This is a genomic window from Streptomyces sp. NPDC054765 (assembly GCF_053612065.1).
In genome coordinates, this window is record NZ_JBSHBP010000032.1 from 68,733 (window position 1) to 95,406 (window position 26,674).

Genomic DNA, 26,674 nt, shown 5'->3' on the forward strand with positions numbered 1-26,674 from the left:
GGGCACGAGGACGAACTCAGCACACGAGGGCGGACTCGGCACACAAGGGCGGACTCGGCGCACGAGGGCGAGCCCGGCACGCACCATCACGCATCCGGCGCGCACGAGGACGAACTCGGCACGCACGACGGCGAGTTCAGCGCACGATGACGAAGTCGTCGGCGGTCCGCCCCGGGCGTGGCGCCGGTGCCGCCGCCGGATGCCCGACGGCCACCGCCCCCATCGGCTCCCACTCCCCGGGCAGCCCCAGCACCTCGCGGACCACGTCCCGGCAGAACATCGTCGAGGAGATCCAGGCGGAGCCGAGACGTTCGCCCGCCAGCGCGACCAGGAAGTTCTGGATCCCCGCGCCGTGCGCCACGACGAACATCTCGCGCTCGGCCGCGCTCCGCCGCGCGTCGGGGTAGGGGTGCGAGCCGTCCGTCACCATGCACGGCACCGCCAGATACGGCGCGGACCGCAGCACATCGCCACGCCGCACCCGTTTGGCGATGGACTCCTCCGGCGTGCCGTCACCGCGCAGATCCGCGATCCATGCCTCCCGCATCGCGTCCAGCAGCCGCTCCCGTATCTGCGGTGACTCCAGGAGGACGAACCGCCAGGGCGTGGTGTGATGCGGCGCCGGAGCCGTGAGCGCCGCCGCCACCGCGCGCCGGACCGCGCCCGGATCGACCGGCTGGTCGGTGAAGGCGCGCACCGTACGCCGCGCCGTCACCGCTTCCCGTACGGCCTCCGAGGTGCCCAGCCGGAACATGTCGTCCTCGGTGCTGCGCACCATGGCGCGTGCCCCGGCCCCGTCGCCCGTCTCCTCGACGACATGGGGCAGGCCGCGCACCACCGCGACCGGCAGCCCGGCGGCCTTGCCCTTCACCAGGTCGCCCGCGGCGGCCAGTTCGTCGGCGGTGGCCACCACCGTCGCGCTGAGCGGATTGCCGTACGTGTCCGTGCCGCCGCGCAGATCGTCCAGCACCCGCACCCCGGCCGCCCCGATGGCGACATCGGTGAGGCCGTTGCGCCACGGCCGCCCGAAGGTGTCGCTGATGACGACGCCGACGTCCACGCCGAGCGTGGTGCGCAGGCCCGCCCGCAGGGCACGTGCCGAGGCGTCCGGATCCTCCGGCAGCAACAGCACCGTGCCCGAAGGGGTGTTGGAGGCGTCGACGCCCGCCGCGGCCATCACCAGGCCCTGCCGGTTCTGCACGATCCGCAGGGCGCCGCGCCGGGCCACCACCCGCACCGTCTCCCGGTCGATCGCCGCCTCGCGGTCGGTGGCCTCGACCACCCGGCCCTCGGCCTTGCTGACGATCTTTGAGGTCACCAACAGCACGTCGCCGTCGGCGAGCGGGGGCAGTCCCTCACAGGCCGCCGCCGCGCCGATCAGCTTGACGAGGTCGTCGCCGGGCCGCACCTCCGGCACCCCCGGCAGCGCCCACACCCGATAGGCGGGCACCTCGGCGGCGCCGTTCACGCCCGGACCTCCTCGGCCATGGCCAGCGCCTCGCGCACCATCGCGGTCGTGGCGTCCAGGTCCGTCATCATCAGCGGCACGGCGCGGCAGCGGATCCCGGCCGCCTCGACCTCGGCCACGGCGTCCGCGTCGACGGAGTCGACCAGCCAGCCGTCCAGCAGCCCTGAGCCGTAGTGGCGCGCGACGGCCGCGGCGGTCGCCTCGACCCCCACCGCCGCCAGCACCTTGTCGGCCATCCCGCGCACGGGGGCGTCGCCGACGATCGGGGAGAGGCCGATCACCGGCACCCCGGCCTCCGCGATGGCCTCCCGGATGCCCGGCACCGCCAGGATCGTCCCGATGCTGACCACCGGGTTGGACGGCGGGAAGAGCACCACATCCGCCTCGGCGATGGCCTCCAGTACGCCCGGTGCGGGCTTGGCCTGATCCGCCCCGACCGGCACCACCGCATGCGCCGGCACCGAGGCGCGCAGCCGCACCCAGTACTCCTGGAAATGGACCGCCTTGCGCTCGCCGTCTTCGTCGATCGCGACATGGGTCTCGACCCGGTCGTCGGACATCGGCAGCAGCCGTACGCCGGGCTTCCAGCGCGCGCAGAGCGCCTCGGTGACGGCGCTGAGCGGGTATCCGGCGCCCAGCATCTGGGTCCGCACGATATGGGTGGCGAAGTCCCGGTCACCGAGCCCGAACCACTCGGGCCCGACGCCGTAGGCGGCCAACTCCTCCTTCACCTTGAAGGTTTCGCCGGTGCGGCCCCAGCCCTGCTCCTCGTTGATGCCGCCGCCGAGCGTGTACATCACGGTGTCGAGGTCGGGGCACACCTTGAGCCCGAAGAGATGGATGTCGTCACCGGTGTTGCCGATGACGGTGAGGTCCGCGTCCGGAGCCGCTGCCTTCAGTCCCCGCAGAAAGCGGGCGCCGCCGATACCGCCGGCCAGAACCACGATTCGCATGGCCCCAGCATGGCAGGGGCGGACGGCCGGGTGTCAGGGGGCCAGTACCTCGAAGGGGGCGGCCGTGCCACCGGAGACCGCGGCCCGGCCGGGGTGCATCGGCATATCGGTCAGCCCCGGGAAGTAGACGTGCAGGCTGACCGCGGGCGTCAGCGCGTCATTGACGACCTCGTGGACATAGCCGGGGGCGAACACCCGCTGGGTGCCGGCCGCGAGCGTCCGGAGCCCGGTCCCGGTGCGCTCGGTCAACTCGCCCTCCAGGACGGTCAGCACCCCGCAGGACGCCCCGTGGTCGTGCCGCCCGCTGCCCTGGCCGGGCACCCAGCTCAGCAGCCACACCTCGTAGCCCGGCCCGGTGCGCAGCCGGTGGTACCAGCGGGACGTGCTGTCGTAGCGGACGAGCCGGGCCCAGGCGGCGCGGTCGGCGGCGATCGAGCGGGCCAGTCCCGCGAAGCCGGCGACGGTGGCCGGGTGGGCGGGAACGGGCGGCAGCAGGTGGGGGATGGCGAGCGGGTCGCCGGCGATCTGGACGTCGCTGTTCATGGGGTTTCGGGTTCCTCGGCGGAAGTGCTGGGGTGACGCGGGGCGTACCTCCCAGCGGTGACTGGGGGAGGACTGCGGCACGGCGCGGGCTCTCCCTGTGGGGGGCGCGGCGACGCGGAGCAGGGGCGCTGCGGGGTGGTGCGAGCGAAAAAGCTGGAGCTCAGTGGCTTCAACAGCTGGAACAGCGACAGCGAGCCTGCGCAGCGCAGAGCGACCCGTAGGCACGGGTCAGTCGGGGCGCGGGAGTCACTGGCATGCGGTCAAGGAGACCGGGTTCGCGGCGCGATGTCAACCGGATGACTGGTTTGCCGTAAATCTTTCACCTCATCCGGTTACTCCGCCCGGAGAAAGGTTTGTGCAGCCCGGGGCGCGGAGACATCGACCGGCAACCGCACCTTCAAACGCCGTTGCGGTCCCGTGATCCGTCTGTGATCCTCCCCGCTTCGGCGCGCGGGGTGCAACGTGAATGCCGCCTGATCGCGTCTTGGTGAGCGACCGAGGATGTGCCGGGTGGCGCGTCCGGGGAAGTGTCCTGGTTTTTACTGATTTGAACACTTTCCGCATACGCTTGGTTCCGCCGAGTGAATAAGAGGCCCAATAGCAGATCTCGGCTTGACTGGCCCGGATCACCACACTTGTAATTTCACTCGTGTCGTTCAGCCGAAATCGATCACGGCTTGATCACGGGGACGTAAAGACAGACGAGGGGCGCACATGACCGAGCTGTTCCAGGAATTGCTGGTCGAGGAGGCGGATGAGGAGCTCGGCTGGCAGGAGCGCGCACTGTGCGCCCAGACCGACCCCGAGTCCTTCTTCCCGGAGAAGGGTGGCTCCACCCGCGAGGCCAAGAAGGTCTGTCTCGCCTGCGAAGTCCGGTCCGAATGCCTTGAGTACGCGCTCGCCAACGACGAGCGCTTCGGCATTTGGGGCGGCCTGTCCGAGCGCGAACGGCGCCGGCTCAAGAAGGCCGCCGTCTGACGATGACGCAAGAGCCGGCCGGACCGACGGCGGGCGGCCTCACGGACCACGCCGCCGTACCACCTCAACTCCCCATATCCCCCTATAGCGAACTCTCCGCCTCCAGCGACCTGCCCGCCGGAGGCGGACTGCTGTGTACGGACCCGGTCGGGGCACCGGCGCGAAGCATTAGTGTGGGGCCCCGTCCGAGATGCGCCGCCGCCCGGCAGGGCGCGCGCGTCGCCTCGTAGTCCGTCGCAGTGTCTTCCGGGGGCGGGTGCCCTGAGCGACTTCGCCGCGGGTCCCGAACTCCCGGGTCCGGAGGGCCCGTACCTCGATGTCCGTGCACAGCCAGTCGGCGGCCCAGGCCGCCTCATATGCAGACGCCACCCCAGAGTTCCCGCGGCACGTCGTCACCGCCGTGATCGTCTCCCATGACGGTGCCCGCTGGCTGCCCGATGCGCTCACCGGCCTGCTCGGCCAGGAGCGCCCGGTGCAGAACGCCATCGGCGCCGACACCGGCAGCGCGGACAACTCCGCCCAGCTGCTGGCCGAGGCCATCGGGGACCAGCGGGTGCTGCACCTCGCCCGCCGCTCCGGATTCGGCACCGCCGTCGACGAAGCCGTCCGTACGGCCCCCGAACTCACCCCCGACGACCTGCCGTACCTGCGCCGCCCCAGCGGCTGGGACCCGGTCAGCCGCACCTGGCGCGACGAGGCGTACGACATGCCGGAGTTGCCGCACGGCGAACCGGTCCAGTGGCTGTGGCTGCTGCACGACGACTGCGCGCCCGAGCCGGACGCGCTCGCCGAGCTGCTGCGGGTCGCCGACGCCAGCCCCTCCACCGTGATCGTCGGACCCAAACTGCGCAGCTGGTACGACCGCAGGCAGCTGCTCGAAGTCGGGGTCAGCATCGCCCGCAGCGGTCGCCGTTGGACCGGTCTGGACCGCCGCGAACAGGACCAGGGGCAGCACGACCAGGTACGTCCCGTGCTGTCCGTTTCCACCGCCGGCATGCTCATCCGTCGTGACGTCTACGAGGAGTTGGGCGGCTTCGACCGCCGGCTGCCCCTGATGCGTGACGACGTCGATCTGTGCTGGCGTGCCCAGGCCGCCGGCCATCAGGTCCTGGTCGCACCGGACGCGGTCCTGCGGCACGCCGAGGCCGCCGCCCGCGAGCGCCGCCCGATCGACTGCGTCGGCCGCTCGGTCGCCAACCCGCACCGCGTCGACAAGGCCGGTGCCGTCTACGCCCTGCTCACCAACACCGGCGGCCGGATCCTCCCGTACGTCCTGCTGCGCCTGCTGATCGGCACCTTCCTGCGGGTCATCGCCTATCTCGTCGGCAAGGTCCCGGGCCAGGCGCTCGACGAACTCGCCGGGCTCTTCGGCACCCTGCTGCGGCCCGGCAAGATCCTCGCCGCACGCAAGAAGAGAGGCCGCCCCGCGGTCGATACGAGCGAACTGCGGCCGCTCTTCCCGCCACCCGGCGCGACCGTCCGGGCCACCGTCGAACAGGTCGCCGGCAACCTCGCCGGGCGCGCCGCCCCCGACGTGGCCTCGGCCGGCCGGCACGGCGCGGTTGAGTCCGGGCCCGGCGGCGACGACGCCGACTTCCTGGAGATCGAGCAGTTCGCCCGGCTCAAGCGGATCGCCCGCAAGCCCGCGCCGGTGCTCTTCCTCGTACTGCTGCTGGTCTCGCTGACCGCCTGCCGCGGGCTGCTCGGCTCCGGCGCGCTGACCGGCGGAGCGATGCTGCCCGCGCCCGGCGGCGTGTCCGACCTGTGGTCGGCGTACCTCGACAGCTGGCATCCGGTCGGGGTCGGCGGCAGTGCCTCCGCGCCCCCCTACCTCGCGATCGTCGCCCTGCTGTCGAGCATCTTCTTCGGCAGCACCGGCTTCGCCGTGACCCTGCTGCTGGTCTGCTCCGTGCCGCTGGCCGGCCTCACCGCCTACTTCGCCTCCCGTCCGCTGGTCACCTCCCGGCTGCTGCGGGCCTGGGGCAGCATCGCGTACGCCTTCCTGCCCGCGGCCGCCGGTGCGCTGGCCGGCGGCCGGCTGGGCACCGCGGTGCTCGCCATCCTGCTGCCGCTGATGGCGCGTGCCGCCGTCGCCGCCGCCGGACTGCGGCTGCCGGCCGGTGTGCGGCCCAGCTGGCGCGCCTCCTGGGCGTATGCGTTGCTGGTCACCTTCACCATGGCCTTCACCCCGGTCGTCTGGCCGATCGCGGTGCTGCTCGGGATCGTCCTGCTGGTGCTGCGCTTCCTGGGCTTCGCATCCGGCGGCTCGGGAACGAGCGGAGACGGCGCGAAGCGGAGTGGCAGCCGCGACCAGCTGGTCGCCCACGGGCTGCGTTTCCTGGTCGTGGTCCTCGCACCGCTCGTCGTGCTCGCCCCCTGGTCGATGTCGCTGCTGACCCGGCCGGCCCGCTTCTTCCAGGAAGCCGGGCTCGACTACGGCGCCGGCTCCGCCTCCGTGCTCGACCTTGTCGGGCTCAGCCCCGGCGGCCCCAAGGCCGTCGGCGGGGTACTGCTCTTCGGCATCGTCCTGGCCGCGCTCGCCGCGACGCTGCGCGACGCGCGGCAGCTCGCGATCCGCACCGCCTGGGCGGTGGCGCTGACCGGACTGCTGTGCGCGGCGCTGGGCAACGGCTCCGGCTGGACCGGGCCCGCGATGCTCGTCTACGGCCTGGCGCTGCTGTGTGCCGCCGCGGTCGGCGCCGAGGGCATCCGCACCCGGATGGCCACCCTCGGCTTCGGCTGGAAGCAGCCGGTTGCCGTGCTGATCGCGTTGGCCTGCGTGCTCGCCCCGCTCTACGCCGCGGTCGCCTGGATGATCACCGGCGCGGCCGGTCCGCTGGAGCGCCGTAATCCGGAGCAGGTCCCGGCGTTCGTCGCCGAGGAGTCCGGCACCGCCGACCGGGCCCGCACCCTGGTCCTGGACGGCAAGCCGGGCCATGTCGACTACTCCCTCGTCCGCGGCTCCGGCGCCCGGCTCGGTGACGCCGATCTGGCCGCCGAAGCGGGCGAGGACAAGCGGCTCGGCGGCATCGTCGCCAACCTCGTGGCCGGCTCCGGCGCCGACCAGACCAACCAGCTCGGCGGCTACGCGGTCCGCTACGTCCTGGTCAAGGACGGGGCGCCGCGCGAAATGGGCCGGGTACTGGACTCCACGCCGGGGTTGACCCGGCTCAGCCAGGACGACGGCAGCGCCCTGTGGCGCGTCGACCGGCGGGTCTCGCGGGTCTCGATCGTCGCGGGCGAGGCCAAGGACGGCACCAGCGCCGGTGAGGCCGCCGCGCCCATCGCCGTACCGTCCGGCCCCGTCGAGGCGCACACCAAGGTGCCCGACGGCGCCGACGGCCGGGTGCTGCGCCTTGCGGACGCCGCCGACGCGGGCTGGCAGGCCACCCTCAACGGCACCCCGCTCAAACCGATGACCGTCGACGGCTGGGCCCAGGGCTTCGCGCTCCCCGCGGGCGGCGGCACCCTGGACCTCACCCACGAGAACCCGGTCGGGCACACCTTCTGGCTCTGGGCGCAGGGCCTGCTCGCCGTCGTCCTGGTGGTGCTGGCGCTGCCGGGCCGCCGCCGGGAGATCGACGACGACCTGCCCGAGGACACCGCCACCGCCCAGGCCGCCGCGGTGACCGGCGACGGCCGCCGGGCGCGGCGCCTGCGGGCCCAGGCCGAGGCCGAGGCCACCGACACCCACGGGACGGACGGTCCCGGCATCCCCGCGGCCCGTGCGGGCGAACAGCCGCCCGCCCCCGACGCGGGCCCGATGGCCGGGGCGGTCCCCGGCCAGGACGCCGAGGGCATGCCCCAGGCCGTGGTGCCCCCGGGGGACGACCCGTACGGGGCGGTGCCGCAGCAGCAGTCGTACGACGCCTGGCAGGCCGCCCAGCAGGGCGGGCCCGTTCCGCCGGACCACCCCGCAGGGCAGCAGCCCTACGCCCCCGCCGACCCCTACCAGGCCGCGCAGTACGGCGGGCAGCCCTACCCGCCGGCCGACCCCTACCAAGCCGCCGACCCGTATGCCGCGGACCCCTACCAGGCGGGCGTCTACGACCCGTACGGGTACGGGCAGCAGCAGTACGGCGACGGCGGGCCGCAGCACCAGCAGCCCTACGACGACGGCACCGAGTACCCGGGGTACTCCGGCTCCTACCCCGAGCCGCGCCGTGACGGGAGCGACCAGCAGTGAAGCGCACCATCATGTCCCTGACCGGTGTGGCCGTCGCGCTGGCCGCCGTCACCGGCGTCGCCGTCGTGACCGGTCCGAACGGCGGCACGCAGGACGCACCCCCCGGCGGCAGCCGGCTGCCCGTCCAGCGCTCCACGCTGCTCTGCCCGGCCCCGACCTCCTCCGAGGTCGGCCAGACCGACTACACCGCTTTCGCCCCCAAGGGAGCGGCGGCCGGCGCGGACGGCAAGAAGGGCACCGCACAACTGCTGCCCGCCGGGACCGTCAAGGACGCCGGCGGCGCGGGCGACGGCACGGGCAAGAAGAACGACAAGGGGGGCAAGGGAGGCAAGGCGGGCAAGGGCAGCGGTGCGGACTCCGCCGCCGGGCAGACCGTTCCGCCCCGCGACACCAAGCCCGTCGTGCCCCTCCAGGAGGCCGGCCGGCCGGTCACCACGACCACCGACAGCCCCGACGCGCCGGCCCTCGTGGGAGCGGCGGACGGCAGCCTCGCCCCCGGCTGGACGGTCCAGCAGACCACCGCGATCTCCGCCGGCTCCGGCCGCGGGCTCCTCGGCCTGAGCTGCACCGCCCCCGACACCACGTTCTGGTTCCCCGGCGTCAGTACCGCCACCGACCGCCAGGACTACGCCCACCTCACCAACCCCGACTCCACCCCGGCCGTCGTGGACCTCGAACTGCGCGGCAAGGACGGGGCGTTGGCGGGCTCGTCGGGCGAGGACATCTCCGTCCCGCCGCACACCACGGTCCCCGTGCTGCTCTCCACGCTGACCACCACGCCCACCACCAATGCGTCCCTGCACGTCGTCGCCCGCGAGGGCCGGGTCGGCGCCGCCGTCCAGGCCACCGACAGCAAACTCGGCAGCGACTGGCTGCCGGCCGCCGCCGACCCGTCGCCGAGCGTGGTGCTCCCCGGCATCCCCAAGGACGCCACCTCCGTACGGCTGGTCGCCCTCGCCCCCGGTGAGTCCGACGCCGACCTGAAGGTCCAACTGGCCACCCCGACCGGGATGATCACCCCGGCCGGTGTGGAGACCCTGCACCTCAAGAGCGGGATGACCACGGCGGTGGACCTCAAGGACCTGACCAAGGGCGAGGCCGGCTCACTGGTGCTCACGCCCTCCGACAGCGGCTCCAAGGTCCCGGTGGCGGCCGCGCTGCGGGTGACCCGCGGCAAGGGCGACAAGCAGGAGATGGCGTTCATCCCCGCGACCCGGCCGGTCGACACGCGCGCCACCGCCGTCGACAACCACGGCAAGGACAGCACCCTCTCACTGGTCGCACCCGAGAAGGGCAAGGACGCCAAGGTGAAGGTCACCGCGTCGGCCGGCAGCGGCGGCGGGACCCCGGTCACCAAGACGTACACGGTCAAGGGCGGCACCAGCCTCGACGTCGCCCCGCCCGGTCCGACGGGCCTGAAGGGGAGCTACGCCCTGACCGTGGAGCCGGAGTCCGGCAGCGGCCCCGTCTACGCGGCCCGCATGCTCGCCCGGCCCCAGGGCGGGGTGCCCGCCTTCACCGTCCAGCCGCTGCCCGACGACCGGGGCTCGGTCCTCGTCCCGACCGCCGGCCAGGATCTGTCGGTCCTCACGAACTGACCGCGATCTGCCGGTCCTCACGAACTGACCGCGCCCGCACCCACGGACCCGCGCGGCGGCCTCACTCCTGGCCGTAGCGCGGGTCCACCGACTCCGGGGCCAGCCCCAGCAGTTCGGCGACCTGCTCGACCACCACCTCGTGGACCAGCAGCGCCCGCTCGTCACGGCCCTTCGTACGGATCTCCACCGGCCTGCGGTAGATCACGATCCGGTCGCGATATCCGCCCGCGGCCGGCAGCACCCGGCCCAGCGGCACGCTCTCCTCGTCGGCGGCCGCATCCGGCTCGTCGTCCGGCCCAAAACCGGGCACCTCCAGGACCAGGAAGTCGACCTGGGAGAGCTGCGGCCAGCGCCGCTCCAGCCGGTCCCGGGAGTCATAGACAAGATCCACGAACGCGTCGGCGCGGGTCACCGACAGCGGCACCTGGGGCGGCGCGATCGGGCCGCGCATGCCGCGGCCGTGGCGGTCGCGGCGGCGGGTCCGCGGCTGCGCCGGTCGGGGAGGTACGGGACTGTCCATCAGCATCGAGCGTAGCCGTCGGGCACCGCCCGGCACCGGGGAGCGCGACAAGACGGGGCATGTCGTCGGCTGACCGGACCTGTCCAGGTCGAGTTCGTTTGCATCCCTGCATGAGATCGTAGATCGACGCCGGATTGGCAGGAAATGCATCGAGTCGTGACGGGATTCTTCTCCGTGCACCGTCAGTCCTGGCGTGCCCGGCCCAGGTCAGGTCGAGCGGGTGCAGGTCAGACGCATCGGACGAAGCGGGACGACACGGTTGGGTGAGCCGGGGGAGAGTCGTCGCGGCCCGCTCAAGAGTGCGGTACCGTCCAACGTCGTGAGCCCTGTACGTCGCTGTTCGCGCACTGCGTGCGGCCGCCCCGCCGTCGCAACGCTGACGTACGTCTATGCGGATTCGACCGCCGTGCTCGGACCGCTCGCCACCTACGCGGAACCGCACTGCTACGACCTGTGCGCCGAGCACTCCGAGCGGCTGACCGCGCCCCGTGGCTGGGAAGTTGTCCGCCTCGCGCTCGACTCCGGCCCGCCCCGCCCCAGCGGCGACGACCTCGAAGCCCTGGCGAACGCCGTACGCGAGGCGGCCCGTCCCCAGGAGCGCGCCGCCGGCGCCGGCGGCTCCTCTCACCCCGGTGACCGCGACACCCACCCCATGGAAGTCGCCCGCCGAGGCCATCTGCGGGTGCTGCGCTCGCCGGATTCCTGAGCCGGGCACCCTTTTCCGGCTTTCCGGCCCCCACGGCCATCGCGGCCCTCAAGGTCATCGCGACTCCCACGGTCGTCGCGACTCCCACGGTCGTCGCGACTCCCACGGTCACCGCGGCACGGCCCGCGACTCCCGCGCCCGCCGGCCCGCACGACGGACCCGGCCAACAGCGGCGCCGCACCTGCACAAAGCCGGGGAGGCACGGCCCACCCACCGCCCCGGCGGGTAGGTTGGGAGTCCGTAGAGACTCTCCAGGAGGGCTGGCTGTGACTGATCTGTCGCAGATCGTGAAGGCGTACGACGTGCGCGGCGTCGTCCCCACCCAGTGGGACGAGACGCTGGCCGAGCTGTTCGGGGCGGCCTTCGCCGAGATCACCGCCGCGGAAGCGATCGTGACCGGGCACGACATGCGGCCCTCCTCGCCCGGCCTGTCCGGCGCCTTCGCCCGCGGTGCCGCGGCCCGCGGCGCCGACGTCACGGAGATCGGTCTCTGCTCGACCGACGAGCTGTACTTCGCCAGCGGCGCACTGGGCCTGCCCGGCGCCATGTTCACCGCCTCGCACAACCCCGCGCAGTACAACGGCATCAAGATGTGCCGGGCGGGCGCGGCGCCGGTCGGCCAGGACACCGGTCTCGCCGATATCCGCGCCCTGGTCGAGCGGTGGGCGGACGAGGGCGCCCCGGAACCGGCCGCCGAGCCGGGCACCGTCACGCAACGCGACGTCCTGAGCGACTACGCCACCCACCTGCGCGGCCTGGTGGACCTGAGCGGCATCCGCCCGCTGAAGGTCGTGGTGGACGCGGGCAACGGCATGGGCGGACACACCGTCCCGACCGTCTTCGAGGGCCTGCCGCTCGAACTCGACGCCCTGTACTTCGAGTTGGACGGCTCCTTCCCCCACCACGAGGCCAACCCGCTCGATCCGAAGAACATCGTCGACCTCCAGGCGAGGGTCCGCGAGACCGGCGCCGACCTCGGGCTCGCCTTCGACGGCGACGCCGACCGGTGCTTCGTCGTCGACGAGCACGGCGACCCGGTCCCCCCGTCCGCGATCACCGCCTTGGTCGCCGCCCGCGAACTGGCCAAGCACCCCGGCGGCACGGTCATCCACAACCTGATCACCTCCTGGTCGGTGCCGGAGGTCGTCAAGGAGCACGGCGGCGAGCCGGTCCGTACCCGCGTCGGGCACTCCTTCATCAAGGAGGAGATGGCGAAAACCGGCGCGATCTTCGGCGGCGAGCACTCCGCGCACTACTACTTCCGCGACTTCTGGAACGCCGACACCGGCATGCTCGCCGCCCTGCACGTCCTGGCGGCCCTCGGCGGCCAGCAGGGCCCGCTGTCGCAGCTGGTCGCCCAGTACGACCGCTACGCCGCCTCCGGCGAGATCAACAGCACCGTCGACGACCAGTCCGGCCGGCTCGCCGCGATCAAGGCCGCCTACCAGGGCCGGGAGGGCGTCACCCTCGACACGCTGGACGGCCTGACCGTCACCGCCGACGACTGGTGGTTCAACGTACGCGCCTCGAACACCGAGCCGCTGCTCCGGCTGAACGTCGAGGCCCGCGACACCGCCACCGCCGACCGGGTCCGCGACGAGGCACTGGCGATCATCCGCGGCTGAGCCCGGCGCCCGCGTCCGCCGGGGCTGTGTGGAAGGCCGTAAGGCCGGCTCCGGCGAGGGCGGGCGGCACGGACACCCCTGCCGCCCGCCCTCGCCGCACACCACCCCCGCAATCTCCGCCGGGCACGCCCCCGGACCCCGTCCGGCGGTACGCTGGCCACGCCGCAACCGCCCCGAAGGAGCAGCATCCATGCCGGTCGAAGCCAGCTTGATCCAGATCCTCGCCTGCCCGGCGTGCCACGCCCCGCTGGAGGACCGGACCGACGCCCCCGCGGATTCCGCTGCCGAGCCCGAGCTGCTCTGCACCTCCGCCGACTGCGGCCTCGCCTACCCCGTGCGGGACGGCATCCCCGTACTCCTCGTCGACGAGGCCCGCCCCCATGGCTCCGAAGGCAGGAGCGGCACCCCCAGCCCCGCCTGACCGGGCGCCGCCGGGCCCGCCCGGCACCGCCCGGCGTTCCCCCGCCCGTACCGGCGATCGGAGGCCGCGCCCACCATGCTCGACGAGTCACTCCTCGACACCCCTGACGCACTGGCGGGCGCCGACCGCTTCGGTCTGCTGCGCGGCGTCGCCGAATCCGGCGCCCGGGTCCGCACCGCCGCCCGCAGCGCCGCCGAATCCGGCATCCCCGAACTCACCCCCGACGGGCGGCCGCGCGCCGTGCTCGTCGCCGGTCCCGGCCCGGTAGCGGCCGGCGTCGCGGACCTCCTGCGGGCGCTCGGCGGCGGCAACTGCCCGGTCACCCTCATCCCGCCCACCGGCGTCGCCCCACTGCCCGGGGCGCTGCGCTGGACGCTGCCCGGCTGGGCCGGTCCCCTGGACCTGCTGCTGCTCCCCGGCCCGGACGCCGCCGACCCCGGCCTCGCCGAGCTGGTCGAGCAGGCCTACCGCCGCGGCTGCGCCGTCGTCGCCGTCACCCCGGCCGGCGGCCCGCTCGCCGACGCCGTCGTCCAGGCCCGCGGTCTCGCCGTCCCGCTGGCGACCACCCCCTACGACGCCGAATTCGACGTCGAGGGCGCCCCGCCGGCCGCCCCCGGCACCCTCTGGTCGGTGCTCATCCCGCTGCTCGCGCTCGCCGACCGGATCGGTCTGCTCAGCGCCCCGCCGGACGCCCTGGGCAAGCTCGCCGACCGTCTCGACCAGCTCGCCGAACGCTGCGGCCCGGCCATCCCGACGTACACCAACCCCGGCAAGACACTCGCCGCCGAGCTCGCCGACTCCTTCCCGCTGATCTGGACGGAAGGCACCATCGCCGGCGCCGTCGGCCGGCACTTCGCCACCGAGCTGGCCGGGCTCGCCGGCCGCCCCGCGCTCGCCGCCGAACTTCCCGAGGCACTCGCCACCCACCGCACCCTGCTCGCCGGTGCGCTGGCCGCCGGCGCCGACCCCGACGACTTCTTCCGCGACCGGGTCGAGCAGCCCGCCGCCATGCACGCCAGGGTCGTGCTGCTGCGCGAGCAGGAACCCGGCCCGCTGTCCGCCACCCGCGCCGCCCAGGCGCTCGCCGAGGAGCGCGACACCGCCGTCAGCGAGCTGCAGCCGGACGACGGCAGCGATCTGGAGAAGGCCGCGGAACTACTCGCCATCGTGGATTTCGCCGCTGTTTACCTGGCGCTCGCCGGCACCGAGTGATCCTTGACGGCCGGCCCGTTCCCGCGGGCCGGCCGCATGACCCCTCAGCCCCGTACGACCCTCAGGAAGCAGCAGCACCATGGACCGCCTCGCCAATACCGTGCGCCCCTACGCCTGGGGCTCCATCACCGCCCTCCCGGAGCTCCTCGGCACCGCACCGACCGGCGAACCGCAGGCCGAGATGTGGATGGGAGCCCACCCCGGCGCCCCTTCGCGGATCGACCGCGGCGCGGGCCCCGTCTCCCTGGCCCAGGTGATCGACGCCGCCCCCGGGGCCGAACTCGGCGCTGACACCGTCCGCGCCTTCGGCCCCCGGCTGCCCTTCCTGCTCAAACTGCTCGCGGCCGGCTCGCCGCTCTCCCTCCAGGTCCACCCCGATCTGGACCAGGCCCAGGAAGGCTTCGCCGGCGAGGAGCGGCGCGGCATCCCGGCCGACGCCGGCCACCGCAACTACAAGGACGCCAACCACAAGCCCGAACTCATCGTCGCGCTCACCCCCTTCGACGGCCTGTGCGGCTTCCGGCACCCGGCGCGGGCCGCGGACCTCCTGGCGGGCCTGGGCACCGACGACCTCAAGCCGTACGTCGACATCCTGCGCGCCGGCCCGGAGGAGGACGCCCTGCGCGAGGTGCTCACCGCCGTACTGAGCGCCGAGCACCACGCGATCGCCGAGACCGTCGAGCGGGCCGCCGTCGCAGCCGCCCGGCTGGCGGCCGAGGGCGGCCCGTACGCCGACGACTACGCCGCGTACGCCGGCATCGCCCACCACTACCCGGGCGACCCCGGCGTGCTCGCCGCGATGCTGCTCAACCACGTCCAACTCCAGCCCGGCGAGGCGCTGTTCCTCGGCGCCGGCATCCCGCACGCCTACCTCAGCGGTCTCGGCGTCGAGCTGATGGCCAACTCCGACAACGTGCTGCGCTGCGGCCTGACCCCCAAGCACGTCGACGTGCCGGAACTGCTGCGGGTGGTCCGCTTTGAAGCCGGCGACGCAGGCGTGCTGCGCCCCGAGGCGGTGGACGGCGAGGAGATCTACGAGACACCCGTCGACGAGTTCCGGCTCTCCCGCTTCGCCCTGGCCCCCGGCGCCGCACCGCGCCCGCTCGTCTCCCGTACGCCGCAGATCCTGCTGTGCACGGCGGGTACGGTCCGGCTGCGGGCCGGCGAACCCGGCAAGCCCGGCGGCGGGGCGGACACCGAACTGGCCCTGACGCCCGGCGAGTCCGCCTTCGTGCGGGCCGGCGAGCACCTCACCCTCGCCGGGGAGGGCACGCTCTTCCGGGCGACGGTGGTGGCCTAGGACGTCCTTGCCGCGCGGGCGGCGGTCATCGCAGGCAGGGCCGGACGGACGGGCAGGCGGGCGGACGGGCGGACGGGCAGGCGGGCGGACGGGCCGGGCGTGCCTGCCGGGCGGGTGCGTGCCCGGTCCGGCGGGCGCATGCCGGAAGCGCTCGCCGCAGGCGGCTCGCCGCTCGCCGCTCGCCGCTCGCCGGAACTGTCCGCCAGGTGGCCTCCTGGCGGCCGCCGGGAGCCGGGCTGCAACAATGACCGCCGCGGCATTAAAGCGGCGGTAAAGGCCGGACGACGGAAGGGACATGCGGCACTTATGAGCGCATCAGGCGGGACAAAGGCGATCGTTGCGGCGCTGGGCGCCAACCTGGCGATCGCCGCAGCGAAGTTCGTGGCCTTCGCCTTCAGCGGCTCGTCGTCGATGCTGGCCGAAGGCGTGCACTCGATCGCGGACTCCGGCAACCAGGGCCTGCTGCTGCTCGGCGGCAAGAAAGCCAAGCGCGCGGCGACCGCCGAGCACCCCTTCGGCTACGGCCGCGAGCGGTACATCTACGGCTTCCTCGTCTCCATCGTCCTGTTCACCATCGGCGGCGTCTTCGCGCTCTACGAGGGCTACGAGAAGATCCACCAGCCGCACCCGCTGGACAACTGGTACTGGCCGGTCGGCGTCCTGGTCTTCGCCGTCATCGCCGAGGGCTTCTCCTTCCGTACGGCGATCAAGGAGTCCAACGAGCTGCGCGGCAAGCAGACCTGGACCCAGTTCATCCGCCGTGCCAAGGCCCCCGAGCTGCCGGTCGTCCTGCTGGAGGACTTCGGCGCACTGATCGGTCTGGTCCTCGCGCTGGGCGGCGTCGGCCTCACCGTCGCCACCGGCAACGGCATCTGGGACGGCATCGGCACCATGTGCATCGGCGCGCTGCTGGTACTGATCGCCCTGGTCCTGGCCGCCGAGACCAAGTCGCTGCTGCTGGGTGAGGCGGCCGGTCCCGAGCAGGTCGCCACGATCCGCGCCGCGGTGGTCGACGGCGACGTCGTCACCCGCGTCATCCACATGCGCACGCTGCACCTCGGCCCCGAGGAACTGCTGGTCGCCGCCAAGATCGCCGTACGGCACGACGGCACGGCCACCCAGATCGCCCACGCCATCAACGCCGCCGAGGCCCGCATCCGCGAGGCCGTGCCGATCGCCCGGGTCATCTACCTGGAGCCGGACATCTACGACGAGGCCACGGCCGCCGCGGGCGCCGACCCGTCAAAGGCCCCGGGCGGGCACTGAGCCGCCGAACGCACCGGGCGGGCACTGAGCCGCCCCGTGATCGAGCGGCCCAATGATCGAGCCGCCCCGTGATCGAGCCGCCCCCGCACTCCTGGCGAGACGACCAACAGCGTCTCCTGGCGAGTGCGGGGGCCTTTGCCTCACGGCGCCCAGACGCCGCTGATGGCGGATGTGGCGACGTGGGCGCAAGAGAGGACCGGTGGGCGAGACGCCGTTGACCGCCCAAGGGTCCCACCTGCTAGCTTCTGCCGCGTGTTCATGCCGCATTTACCAGGCGTCCCCTATGGGCGGTCACGTTGACCCAATGGACGGTCACGTTGACCCACTAGACGTGACCCCCTCCGCACGCTGCCGCGACTGCCGACGCCTTCCAGCTTCCCCCTGCTCCCCGTCTCGCGCCCGGTGCCGTGAAGGCACTCCGCCGTCGGCACCGCCGACAGCCGCCCGCGCACGCCACGCCGCGGGCCCGCACCCTCCTGCCCCGACGTGGAGCCCCTCATGAGCACCAACGACACACCCCCTGGACCGGGCATGTTCGGCATTTCGGCCCATGCTCCTGAAGGAGTGGTCACACTCGGCGCGGCGGGGGTCGACCTGGAACCCCTCGTCTCCGCGTCGTCCCGGCGCCGCAGCGTGCCACGTTGGCTCCGACGCGCCACCGGGCCCGTACTGCTGCTGGTCCTGTGGCAGGTGTTCAGCGCCACCGGCGTACTCCAGCCGGACATCCTTGCCTCCCCCGGCACCATCGCCCGTACCGCGGGCGGGCTGATCGCCGACGGCACGCTGCCGTCCGCGATGGCGGTCTCGGTGCAACGCGTCGCCGTCGGACTGGTGCTGGGCGCGGTGGCCGGGGTCGGGCTGGGGCTGCTGTCCGGGCTGCTGCGGATCGGCGAGGACCTGATCGACGCTGTGGTGCAGATGCTGCGCGCGGTGCCGTTCGCCGGGCTCATCCCGCTGCTGATCGTCTGGCTGGGCATCGATGAGACGGTGAAGGTGGCGCTGATCGCCCTCGCCGCGGCCTTCTCGCTCTACCTCAACACCTACGCCGGGATCCGCGGCGTGGACGAGCAGCTGATCGAGGCCGGCGCCACGCTGGGCCTGGGCCGCTGGGGCCTGATCCGCCATGTCGTGCTGCCCGGGGCGCTGCCCGGCGCCCTGACCGGGCTGCGATTCGCGCTGGGCTCGGCGTGGCTGGCCCTGGTCTTCGGCGAGACGATCAACGCCGGCGACGGCATCGGCTTCCTGATGGATCAGGCCCGCGAGTACTACCGCACCGACGTCATCGTGGTCTGCCTGATCGTCTACGCCTTCCTCGGCCTGGCCGCCGATGTCGTCGTCCGTACGCTGGAAAGGTTGTTGCTGCAATGGCGACCGACGTTCACGGGGAAGTGACCGCCGACCGGGCGGTCGTCGAGATCACCGGTCTGACCCGGTCCTTCGACGGCCGGGCCGTCCTCGACAAGCTGGAGCTCACGCTGCGGCCGGGCGAGTTCGTGGCCCTGCTGGGGCGCAGCGGCTGCGGCAAGAGCACGCTGCTGCGGATGCTCGCCGGGCTCGACCGGGACATCGACGGCACCGTGCTCGTGCCTCGTCGCCGGGCGGTGGCCTTTCAGGCGCCCCGCCTGATGCCGTGGAAACGCGTGTGGCGCAACGTCGTGCTGGGCCTGCCGGGCCGCCCCACGCGGGAGACCGCGGTACGGGCGCTGGCCGAGGTCGGCCTGGAGCACCGAGCGGATGCCTGGCCCAAGACGCTCTCCGGGGGCGAGGCCCAACGCGCCTCACTGGCACGGGCGCTGGTTCGCGAACCGGACCTCCTGCTGCTCGATGAGCCGTTCGGCGCACTCGACGCGCTCACCCGGATCAAGGCTCAGCAGCAGGTCGCCGAGGTGTGGCAGCGCAGGGGCTGCGCCGTGCTGCTCGTCACGCATGACGTGGAGGAAGCGCTGCTGCTGGCCGACCGGGTCCTGGTGATGCAGGACGGTGTCATCGCCCATGAGCAACCGGTAGCCCTCCCGCGCCCGCGCGACGTGGGCGCGCCGGAGTTCACCCTGCTGCGCGCCGGGCTACTGACCGAACTTGGCGTAGTGGCGACCGAGGCCCCCTTCTGACCGGCCCGCGACACCTTCACCCGACCCGAAGAAAGACTCCCCATGAAACGACGCTGCCTCGGCGCTCTGCTCATCCCGTTCGCTCTGCTGACCACGGCATGCGGAGGGAAGCCCGCACACACCGACACCACGCTCAACGTCGGTGACCAGACGGGCGGCGACCGAGCCATGCTGGAAGCCTCCGACGAGCTGAACAACCTGCCGTACAAGATCAACTGGTCGACGTTCGCCTCCGGGCCACTGCTGCTGGAAGCCGTCAACGCCAAGGCGGTCGACCTCGGCTGGACCGGCAACACGCCACCGGTGTTCGCCGCCGCGTCCAGATCGAAGATCACCGTCGTGGGCGCGATGCACAGCTCGGTGGCGGGCACGGCCATCCTGGTGTCGAAGAACTCGCCGCTGAAGAGCGTCCAGGATCTCAAGGGCAAGACGATCGCGGTGATACAGGGCACCACCGGGCACGACCTGCTGCTTGCCGTGCTCAGGAAGGCCGGAATGCCGATTAAGGACGTCAAGGTCGACCACCTCCAGTCCGCCGAGGCAAAGACCGCGTTCAAGCGGGGAGACGTCGATGCCTGGGCGGCGGCTGACCCGACCACCACCCAGGCGCTGGACGACGGGAACGCCCGAGTCCTGGTGAGCGGACAAGGTCTGGTCAACGGCCTCACTTTCGATATCGCCTCCCCCTCCGCGCTGGCGGACAGGGGGAAGTCGGCAGCCATGAAGGACTACCTGCAGCGGCTGCAGCTCGCCCGGAAGTGGGTCTACCAGCACCCGCAGCAGTGGGCGAAGGTGTGGGCGCGGGACACCGGCGTGCCGTACAAGGTGGCGCTGGACGCGGTGCGGCGTACGTCGGGCACGACGGTGCGGGTCGCCGTGGACCGGGCCGCCATCGCCTCGGAGCAGCAGATCGCCGACGAGTTCGCGGGCCTGAAGCTGATACCCGAGCAGCTCACCTTCTCCCACTTCGTCGACACCCGGTTCAACGCCGGTGTGCCGCCGTCCACCACCCCGCCCCACGCGTTCTGAAAGGCCCGATGGCGCGTCGTACACCGTCACCGCCCTGCCCACGGTCGGTGACGGCCGGAAGGCGCCGGCGCGTGCCGCGCTCCCGGCGCTGGCAGCGTTGGACCTCGGCATTCGTCAGCGCCAGGAGGGCCCGCAGGAGCGGGGTCGCGTGTCGGGCGTTCATGCGGACCTTGGTGAGGATCCGCCAGTTTCTTGAGGCCGGCGAAGCCGTGCTCGTTGGCCGCCCGCTCGCGGCTGACCAGCTGGTCCGCCTCCTTCTGGGCGTCGGTGAGGAGATGGCCGCGGTCCGCCCGGGGACGAGAACCGGCCGAACTGTTCGGCCAAGCACAAGGCCCAAGGCCTGCTGTTCCTCGCCCTACGCCTTGTGCGCGACGCTGCGCTCCCTGCCGCCACCGGTTCCCCCGGAAGCCGGAGCCGCGCCGGCCCCCGCACCGGAGCCGTCGCCCTCCGCACCCCCGTACACCGGCGCCTTCTGCACCCGCTCGATCAGCCGCTCGGGATGACCGGATGCCCTCCGCGACCCCGGCGGCCAGAACCTTCTTGCCGACGAACCGACTGCGGTCGACATCCCTGTCCGCGGCGATGACGATGCCGTCCGCGTCTCTGACATCGTTGTCAGACAGTGCGTTCTCGGCCCCGATGGAGCCCTGCGTCGTCTCCACCGGATCCCTGCGTCTCCACCTTGATCTCATACCCGCCCGGACCGGGCGGTCCGGGCCGGCTTCTCCGCGGCCATGTACGTGTGGGCGATACCGGTCGGGCAGGCGGTCACTGCGAGCGGTTTCAGCCCTTGCCCGCTCCTCCCCGCACCCTCGGGGGATCAGCTGGACTCGCGGTCACGTGGCTCTCCTGAGGAACGTGCGCGCGGCCGTAGGAACGTGCGCGCGGCCGTGCGCACGGCCGCGCAGGTGTTCCCGTGCTCCAGGCATCCTGCGCGACGTCCCAGCGCGGGCAAAGCCCTCGACGGCAGCGGCCGACAGCGGCCGGACCGCCGGCCACCGGGCAGCCGGACCGCCGGCCACCGGGCAGCCGGAACACCGGCTTCCGGACTCCCCGGCCCCGGGAATCGCGGACCGTCCAGCCCCCCTCCCAGCCCCCCACCCTGGCCGGTACCGCACCGAACCGGCCCCTCCGGGCTGGGGTTCACCGGGCCGACCGGTGTAGATTCGTGACCAGTGCCAGACGTCGCTGCTGATGGCGGTCGGGCGGCCCGCACCGCGGACCGGCCGAGGGAGAGAGGGCCTCCGACGGACTGCGCTGCGGCCAGGGGGAGGGGTGTGTCCGCTTCCGCGTACGCTCGTATTCGCCCCGGATACCTCCGGGGACCCCGGCCCGCGCCGCAGACTGCCAGCCCATCCACCTCGACGCTCGAGGAGCAGCCCGCATGACGACAGCAGCCACCGGCCAGGACTTCAAGGTCGCCGACCTGTCCCTCGCCGCTTTCGGCCGCAAGGAGATCACCCTCGCCGAGCATGAGATGCCCGGTCTGATGGCGATCCGCAGGGAGTACGCCGCGGCTCAGCCGCTGGCCGGTGCGCGGATCACCGGTTCCCTGCACATGACCGTGCAGACCGCCGTCCTGATCGAGACCCTGGCCGCCCTGGGGGCCGAGGTCCGCTGGGCGTCCTGCAACATTTTCTCCACCCAGGACCACGCCGCCGCGGCGATCGCCGTGGGCCCGGACGGCACGCCGGAGGCGCCGGCCGGTATTCCGGTTTTCGCCTGGAAGGGTGAGAGCCTGGAGGAGTACTGGTGGTGCACGGAACAGGCGCTGACCTGGCCCAACTCGCCCACCGGCGGCCCGAACATGATCCTCGACGACGGCGGTGACGCCACGCTGCTGGTGCACAAGGGCGTGGAGTACGAGAAGGCCGGCAAGGTCCCCTCCGTGGAGACCGCGGAGAGTGAGGAGCACCGGGCGATCCTGGAGCTGCTGACCCGGACGCTGGCCGAGGCGCCGCAGAAGTGGTCGAACCTGGCGTCGGAGATCCGCGGTGTGACCGAGGAGACCACGACCGGTGTGCACCGTCTGTACGAGATGCACCGGGACGGGGATCTGCTCTTCCCGGCGATCAATGTGAACGACGCCGTGACGAAGTCGAAGTTCGACAACAAGTACGGCTGCCGCCACTCGCTGATCGACGGAATCAACCGTGCCACCGATGTCCTGATCGGCGGAAAGACGGCCGTGGTCTGTGGCTACGGCGATGTCGGCAAGGGCTGCGCGGAGTCCCTGCGTGGCCAGGGCGCCCGGGTCATCATCACCGAGATCGACCCGATCTGTGCGCTGCAGGCGGCGATGGACGGCTACCAGGTCACCACTCTCGAAGAGGTCGTGGAGACGGCTGACATCTTCGTGACGACGACGGGCAACAAGGACATCATCATGGCGTCGCACATGGCGCGGATGAAGCACCAGGCGATCGTGGGCAACATCGGTCACTTCGACAACGAGATCGACATGGCCGGCCTGGCGAAGCTCGAGGGCATCGTCAAGGACGAGGTCAAGCCGCAGGTGCACACCTGGACGCATCCGGACGGCAAGGTGCTGATCGTGCTGTCCGAGGGCCGTCTGCTCAACCTGGGCAACGCCACCGGCCACCCCTCGTTCGTGATGTCGAACTCGTTCGCGGACCAGACGCTGGCCCAGATCGAGCTGTTCACCAAGCCGGAGGAGTACCCCACCGACGTCTATGTGCTGCCCAAGCACCTGGACGAGAAGGTGGCCCGCCTCCACCTCGACGCCCTGGGCGTCAAGCTCACCGAGCTGCGCCCGGAGCAGGCCGCCTACATCGGCGTCCAGGTCGAGGGCCCGTACAAGCCCGACCACTACCGCTACTGATCCAGCGGCGATCACCAACCGGTCAGCCCCGCTGACCGCTGGTGCTCCCCACAGCAGCCGGTGATCCCAGGCCCCCGCCACGCACGGCGGGGGCCTGGCCCATAAGGACCCCGTACCGCCCCGCCCCCGACTCACCGGCCCGTCGCCGCCCGAAGGACTTGACCCGCCATGCCCCGCGGCCACTACTCCCTCCACGACCCGCACGATCACACCCCCCTGGGCGAAGAACACTTCCACTGCGCCACCGGCCCCTCCGGCTGGCGCTACGTCTCCCAGATCGTCAACCCTTCCGGCGACCACACCGGCTCCGTCGACCTCACCCTCGACGAACTCGGCCGCCCGATCCGCCTCGAACTCCACGCCTCCGCCTGGCAGGTCCGCGGCGCCGCTCTGGAGGGCGTCACCTGGGTACGCACCGACCCGACGGGTGAACATGCCACCGAAGGCAACGTCCCCGCCCACGCCTTCACCGGTGCTTCCCCCGCATTTCTCATCGCCACCGCCCGTCTCCTGCGCCCCGCCCTCGGCGCCGGCGCCGTCCGCACCCGCCTCGTCGCCTTCACACCCCCCGTCCTCGCCCCCCGCACGCTCGACCAGTCCTGGGCCCTGCTGAAAAGCACACCACACGCCACTGACAACGCCCCCCTCATCGCCGACGAATACCAGGTCAACGACCTGGAAACTGGCGAACAGCACACCGTCCACATCGCCGGCGACGTGGTCCTCTCCGCCCCCGGCATCGAACTCGAATCCCTCGAATCCCCACCGTCGACGTTCCCCTGAGGCCCCCTGACCCGCCCGCTCCGCCGCTCTCGTCCCCTCCACCTCGCGGTGCACCGGGAGCCGGAGCGCAGTACGCCGGTCACCGCGCGCCGAATACGCCGACGACCGGGCGCGCGGCACCATCCGTCCCGACCCGCCGGACAGCCCACGCGAGACCCGGCACGCCCCCAACCACCCCGGGCCAGACCCACCCTCGCTGCCTGCCCGACCACCTGCCCCGGCTTCTGCCCGGAGCCCCGCAACCACCGAGTGTCCAGGCGAGACACCGGGGCGCTGCGCCCCGGCCCTGTGGCCGCCCCCTACGCCCCACGACGTCGCCGAGCGATCACGCCCCGCGACCAGACTCAGCACACCGTGATCCGCCGATCCGCCGATCCGCCGATCCGCCGATCCGCCGATCCGCCGATCCGCCGATCCGCCGATCCGCGGCCGGGCCCCACCCGCCCCAGCACCAGCAGGTCCCACCTCACACCGGCGGCGCAAACCCCGAACGCGGCGGCCGTCCCCCGCTACCTCTCTCGTCGCCCCCGCGCTCCCGCACCGTTGCCCCGAGAGACCCGGCATCGTCATGACGCGCCATCCCAGCCCTGGCCGTGGCCCCGGCCTCAGGAGACCCCGCCCCGCCCCCGGGCGGCGCCCAAGCCCCCGTCGACGCCGGCAACACCACACCCCCGGCGCTCCCTGATGAGGCGACATCCCCGGCCACCTCCACAGGCTGAACCGACGACCCCGGCTCACCACCCCAGGACTCCCCACCACTCACAGCGCCAGGCGTTCCACCCTCCGCCGCGCCGGACATCTCCACACCCGCAGCGCCGGATATCCCCACACCCGCAGCCATCCCGAACGCCCGCCGCGACTCCCGTACCTGCCGCTCCCCGGCCACCGCCGCCAGATACGCGGCGGGATGCACCCCCGAAGGCCCCGGCACCCCGGTGAATCCGTACAGATCCTCCGCGAGCCGCCCCGCCATCTCCGCGCCCACCTGCGGATCGAGCTGCTCCCTCCGCGCCAGGTACTGCCGCACCGTCAGCCACCACCCGTCAGGCACCCGTGACAGATCCAGCGCCCCGAGCTCCGCCGCCAGCCACGGAGGCGGAGGCGGCGGCGCCATCCCGGCCTCCGCCACGGGCATGCGCTCCCGTATGACCAACGTCCCCGCGAACACATCCCCCATCCGACGCCCCCGCGCCGACACCAAGGAGGCGATGGCCGCCAGCACGCCCATCGTCATCACGATCTCGACGGCCCCCATCGCCCCGCGCACCAGCGCATGCCGGAACCGGATCGGCCCGCCGTCCTCCCGTACGACCCGTAGCCCGCAGACCAGCTTCCCCAGCGACCGGCCGTGGCTCAGCGTCTCGATGACAATCGGTATCCCGACCTGCACCAGCAAGAACGTCGCCACCGATACGGCCGCCACTGCCGCACTGTCCATCGACGAGGTCGCGCTCAACAGCAGCAGCGATGTCCCGAGGTAGACCGCCCAGGCCACAGCCACATCGACGGCCACCGCCAGCCCCCGGCTCGGCAGCCGGGCGGGCCGCAGCCCCAGCACCACCGCTTCACCCGTGACGAGTTCACTCACGCCGCGCCCCACTCCCTCTCGGTCCCCGGTGTCCTGCCCACCCCACGCCGGACACGGCCAGTCTGCCAAGCTGATCCGGCACCCACCCACGGCGCCGCGAGGAGCGACACCCTATGGACCTCGATGTCTTCGTCACGGCCCATGGCGCCGAATGGGACCGTCTCGACACCTTGCTCCACCGCAAACGCCGCCTCACGGGAGCCGAGGCCGACGAACTCGTCGCCCTCTACCAACGCACCACCACGCACCTCTCCCTCCTCCTCTCCAGCGCCCCCGACCCCGCGCTGACCAGCCGTCTCACCGCCCTGGTGGCCCGCGCCCGCAGCACGGTCACCGGCGCCCGCAAGGCCTCCTGGCGCGACGCCGCCGCCTTCTTCACCACGGCTTTCCCGGCAGCGGTCTACCGCCTGCGCCACTGGTGGATCCCCACTGCGATCCTCTCGACCGCGGCCGCCGCCCTCATCGGCTGGTGGATAGCCGCACACCCCGAGGTCCAGGCGGCGATCGGCGCCCAGGAGGACCTCCGCAACATGACCCGCCCCGGCGGTGAGTACGAGACCTACTACTCCAGCCATCCCGCCGCCTCCTTCGCCGCCCAGGTATGGACGAACAACGCCCAGGCCGTCGCCCTGTGCCTGGTCCTCGGCGCCTTCGCCGGCCTCCCCGTGCTGTGGATCCTCTTCCAGAACATGCTCAACCTGGGCGTCGGCATCGGCCTGATGGCCTCAGCCGGCCGCCTCGACACCTTCCTCGGACTGATCCTTCCGCACGGCCTCCTGGAACTGACCGCCGTTTTCGTCGCGGCCGGCATCGGCCTCCGCCTGGGATGGACCCTCATCGATCCGGGCCCGCGCACCCGCCGCACGGCCCTGGCCGAGGAAGGCCGCTCCGCCCTCGGCGTCGCCATCGGACTCGCCGCGGTGCTCTTCGTATCCGGCGCCCTCGAAGGCTTCGTCACCCCCTCCGGCCTGCCCACCTGGGCCCGCATCGGCATCGGCATGGCCGCCGAACTGTCCTTCCTCCTCTATGTCTACGTCCTGGGCGGCCGTGCCGTACGTGCCGGAGCCACCGGCGACGTCGACCTCACCGACCGCGAAGCCACCGTCCCCACTGCCGCGTGATGTGCATCGAGCCCCGCTGACCTGCTAATCTCCTCTTCGCCCCAGGAGCCCGTTGACACGAGCAACCGGGGGAGGTAGATTCGAACGGTTGCAGCGAACTGGACAAGTTCTTCTGCGACGGCTAGTCTCATCTCCGCCTCGGCCGGAATATCAATTCGGCGAGGCGCAACCGACCACTTACCGGAAGCCCCGGCCGAATCAATTCGGCCGAATCCCTTCTGATAAAGTCGGAAAAGCCAAAAGGCACCCCCCTCCGACGGGGATTTCGGAAGCGAATTCGGACCGGCAACGGAACGGAATCGGGTCTGCTAGAGTCGGAAAGGCCGGAAAGAGAAAGCAGAACGGCCAACCCCGCTCCAACAGGGGGCCGGAGACGGAAACGGATCTGGTAAGGTTGGAAACGCGAAGAAGCCGAAAGGCGGAAACG

Annotated in this window: 20 protein-coding genes and 1 pseudogene; 15 read left to right on the forward strand and 6 right to left on the reverse strand. The window is 72.4% G+C overall.

The annotated features are described in order from the left end of the window. Positions 1 to 136: 136 nt before the first annotated feature. Genes ACWGJY_RS21045 through ACWGJY_RS21055 form a run of 3 tightly spaced genes read right to left on the reverse strand, consistent with a single transcriptional unit; the run spans position 137 to position 2,964 of the window. The gene (locus ACWGJY_RS21045; protein ID WP_453262336.1) at positions 137 to 1,468 is read right to left on the reverse strand and encodes a coenzyme F420-0:L-glutamate ligase; all 1,332 of its coding nucleotides are present in this window, start codon (positions 1,466 to 1,468) and stop codon (positions 137 to 139) included. After that, a complete protein-coding gene (cofD, locus tag ACWGJY_RS21050) occupies positions 1,465 to 2,421 on the reverse strand; it encodes a 2-phospho-L-lactate transferase (protein WP_453262337.1) in 957 nt (318 codons plus the stop codon). Before cofD ends, ACWGJY_RS21045 begins: the two co-directional genes overlap by 4 nt. Positions 2,422 to 2,454: 33 nt before the next feature. Beyond that, positions 2,455 to 2,964: a cysteine dioxygenase gene (locus tag ACWGJY_RS21055; RefSeq protein ID WP_453262338.1), complete on the reverse strand. Its 510-nt coding sequence runs from the start codon at positions 2,962 to 2,964 to the stop codon at positions 2,455 to 2,457. A gap of 714 nt (positions 2,965 to 3,678) precedes the next feature. On the opposite strand from ACWGJY_RS21055, the gene ACWGJY_RS21060 reads away from it, so the two are divergent. The 3 genes from ACWGJY_RS21060 to ACWGJY_RS21070 all read left to right on the forward strand — a co-directional run bounded on the left by ACWGJY_RS21060 (position 3,679) and on the right by ACWGJY_RS21070 (position 9,726). After that, complete coding sequence (locus tag ACWGJY_RS21060; protein ID WP_003983763.1) at positions 3,679 to 3,942, forward strand: WhiB family transcriptional regulator; 264 nt, start codon at positions 3,679 to 3,681, stop codon at positions 3,940 to 3,942. A 316-nt stretch (positions 3,943 to 4,258) separates the two neighbouring features. Next, positions 4,259 to 8,128: a glycosyltransferase gene (locus tag ACWGJY_RS21065; protein ID WP_453262339.1), complete on the forward strand. Its 3,870-nt coding sequence runs from the start codon at positions 4,259 to 4,261 to the stop codon at positions 8,126 to 8,128. Further along, complete coding sequence (locus ACWGJY_RS21070) at positions 8,125 to 9,726, forward strand: DUF5719 family protein (RefSeq protein ID WP_453262340.1); 1,602 nt, start codon at positions 8,125 to 8,127, stop codon at positions 9,724 to 9,726. The genes ACWGJY_RS21065 and ACWGJY_RS21070 overlap by 4 nt, the downstream gene beginning before the upstream one ends. Positions 9,727 to 9,787: 61 nt before the next feature. Here ACWGJY_RS21070 and ACWGJY_RS21075 read toward each other — a convergent pair whose 3' ends face one another. Continuing rightward, a complete protein-coding gene (locus ACWGJY_RS21075) occupies positions 9,788 to 10,246 on the reverse strand; it encodes a metallopeptidase family protein (RefSeq protein ID WP_453262341.1) in 459 nt (152 codons plus the stop codon). Positions 10,247 to 10,505: 259 nt separating this feature from the next. Between ACWGJY_RS21075 and ACWGJY_RS21080 the strand changes: the two genes are divergently transcribed. The 9 genes from ACWGJY_RS21080 (at position 10,506) to ACWGJY_RS21120 (ending at position 19,913) form a co-directional block, all read left to right on the forward strand. After that, a complete protein-coding gene (locus ACWGJY_RS21080) occupies positions 10,506 to 10,952 on the forward strand; it encodes a DUF3499 domain-containing protein (protein WP_453262342.1) in 447 nt (148 codons plus the stop codon). Between the two features lie 266 nt (positions 10,953 to 11,218). Continuing rightward, positions 11,219 to 12,577, forward strand: coding sequence for a phosphomannomutase/phosphoglucomutase (locus tag ACWGJY_RS21085; RefSeq protein ID WP_453262343.1), 1,359 nt, complete (start codon positions 11,219 to 11,221; stop codon positions 12,575 to 12,577). A gap of 190 nt (positions 12,578 to 12,767) precedes the next feature. Next, complete coding sequence (locus tag ACWGJY_RS21090; RefSeq protein WP_453262344.1) at positions 12,768 to 12,998, forward strand: Trm112 family protein; 231 nt, start codon at positions 12,768 to 12,770, stop codon at positions 12,996 to 12,998. Between the two features lie 75 nt (positions 12,999 to 13,073). Next, positions 13,074 to 14,210 carry an SIS domain-containing protein gene (locus ACWGJY_RS21095; protein WP_453262345.1) on the forward strand — a complete coding sequence of 379 codons (1,137 nt, stop codon included), beginning with the start codon at positions 13,074 to 13,076 and terminating at the stop codon, positions 14,208 to 14,210. 79 nt (positions 14,211 to 14,289) lie between these two features. Then, positions 14,290 to 15,510, forward strand: a complete 1,221-nt coding sequence (manA, locus tag ACWGJY_RS21100) for a mannose-6-phosphate isomerase, class I (RefSeq protein ID WP_453262346.1) — start codon at positions 14,290 to 14,292, stop codon at positions 15,508 to 15,510. Between the two features lie 306 nt (positions 15,511 to 15,816). Further along, positions 15,817 to 16,776: a cation diffusion facilitator family transporter gene (locus ACWGJY_RS21105; protein ID WP_453262347.1), complete on the forward strand. Its 960-nt coding sequence runs from the start codon at positions 15,817 to 15,819 to the stop codon at positions 16,774 to 16,776. 498 nt (positions 16,777 to 17,274) lie between these two features. Continuing rightward, complete coding sequence (locus ACWGJY_RS21110) at positions 17,275 to 18,168, forward strand: ABC transporter permease (protein WP_453262348.1); 894 nt, start codon at positions 17,275 to 17,277, stop codon at positions 18,166 to 18,168. Continuing rightward, positions 18,141 to 18,884 (forward strand): ABC transporter ATP-binding protein, encoded by a 744-nt coding sequence (locus tag ACWGJY_RS21115; protein ID WP_453262349.1) that lies wholly within the window; start codon positions 18,141 to 18,143, stop codon positions 18,882 to 18,884. The genes ACWGJY_RS21110 and ACWGJY_RS21115 overlap by 28 nt, the downstream gene beginning before the upstream one ends. Positions 18,885 to 18,926: 42 nt before the next feature. Next, positions 18,927 to 19,913 (forward strand): ABC transporter substrate-binding protein, encoded by a 987-nt coding sequence (locus ACWGJY_RS21120; protein ID WP_453262350.1) that lies wholly within the window; start codon positions 18,927 to 18,929, stop codon positions 19,911 to 19,913. A gap of 358 nt (positions 19,914 to 20,271) precedes the next feature. Here the strand turns inward: ACWGJY_RS21120 and ACWGJY_RS21125 are convergent. Further along, positions 20,272 to 20,685, reverse strand: a pseudogene (locus ACWGJY_RS21125) (PTS fructose transporter subunit IIB); the annotation flags it as partial. A 612-nt stretch (positions 20,686 to 21,297) separates the two neighbouring features. Here ACWGJY_RS21125 and ahcY point away from each other — a divergent pair. Together ahcY and ACWGJY_RS21135 are read left to right on the forward strand one after the other, a co-directional pair. Next, complete coding sequence (gene ahcY, locus ACWGJY_RS21130) at positions 21,298 to 22,755, forward strand: adenosylhomocysteinase (protein WP_453262351.1); 1,458 nt, start codon at positions 21,298 to 21,300, stop codon at positions 22,753 to 22,755. A 168-nt stretch (positions 22,756 to 22,923) separates the two neighbouring features. Then, positions 22,924 to 23,538 (forward strand): hypothetical protein, encoded by a 615-nt coding sequence (locus ACWGJY_RS21135; RefSeq protein ID WP_327703121.1) that lies wholly within the window; start codon positions 22,924 to 22,926, stop codon positions 23,536 to 23,538. Between the two features lie 466 nt (positions 23,539 to 24,004). Here the strand turns inward: ACWGJY_RS21135 and ACWGJY_RS21140 are convergent, their stop codons facing one another. Continuing rightward, a complete protein-coding gene (locus ACWGJY_RS21140) occupies positions 24,005 to 25,126 on the reverse strand; it encodes an RDD family protein (protein WP_453262352.1) in 1,122 nt (373 codons plus the stop codon). Between the two features lie 113 nt (positions 25,127 to 25,239). Between ACWGJY_RS21140 and ACWGJY_RS21145 the strand changes: the two genes are divergently transcribed. Beyond that, the gene (locus ACWGJY_RS21145; RefSeq protein ID WP_453262353.1) at positions 25,240 to 26,247 is read left to right on the forward strand and encodes a stage II sporulation protein M; all 1,008 of its coding nucleotides are present in this window, start codon (positions 25,240 to 25,242) and stop codon (positions 26,245 to 26,247) included. The last annotated feature ends 427 nt before the right edge of the window (positions 26,248 to 26,674 follow it).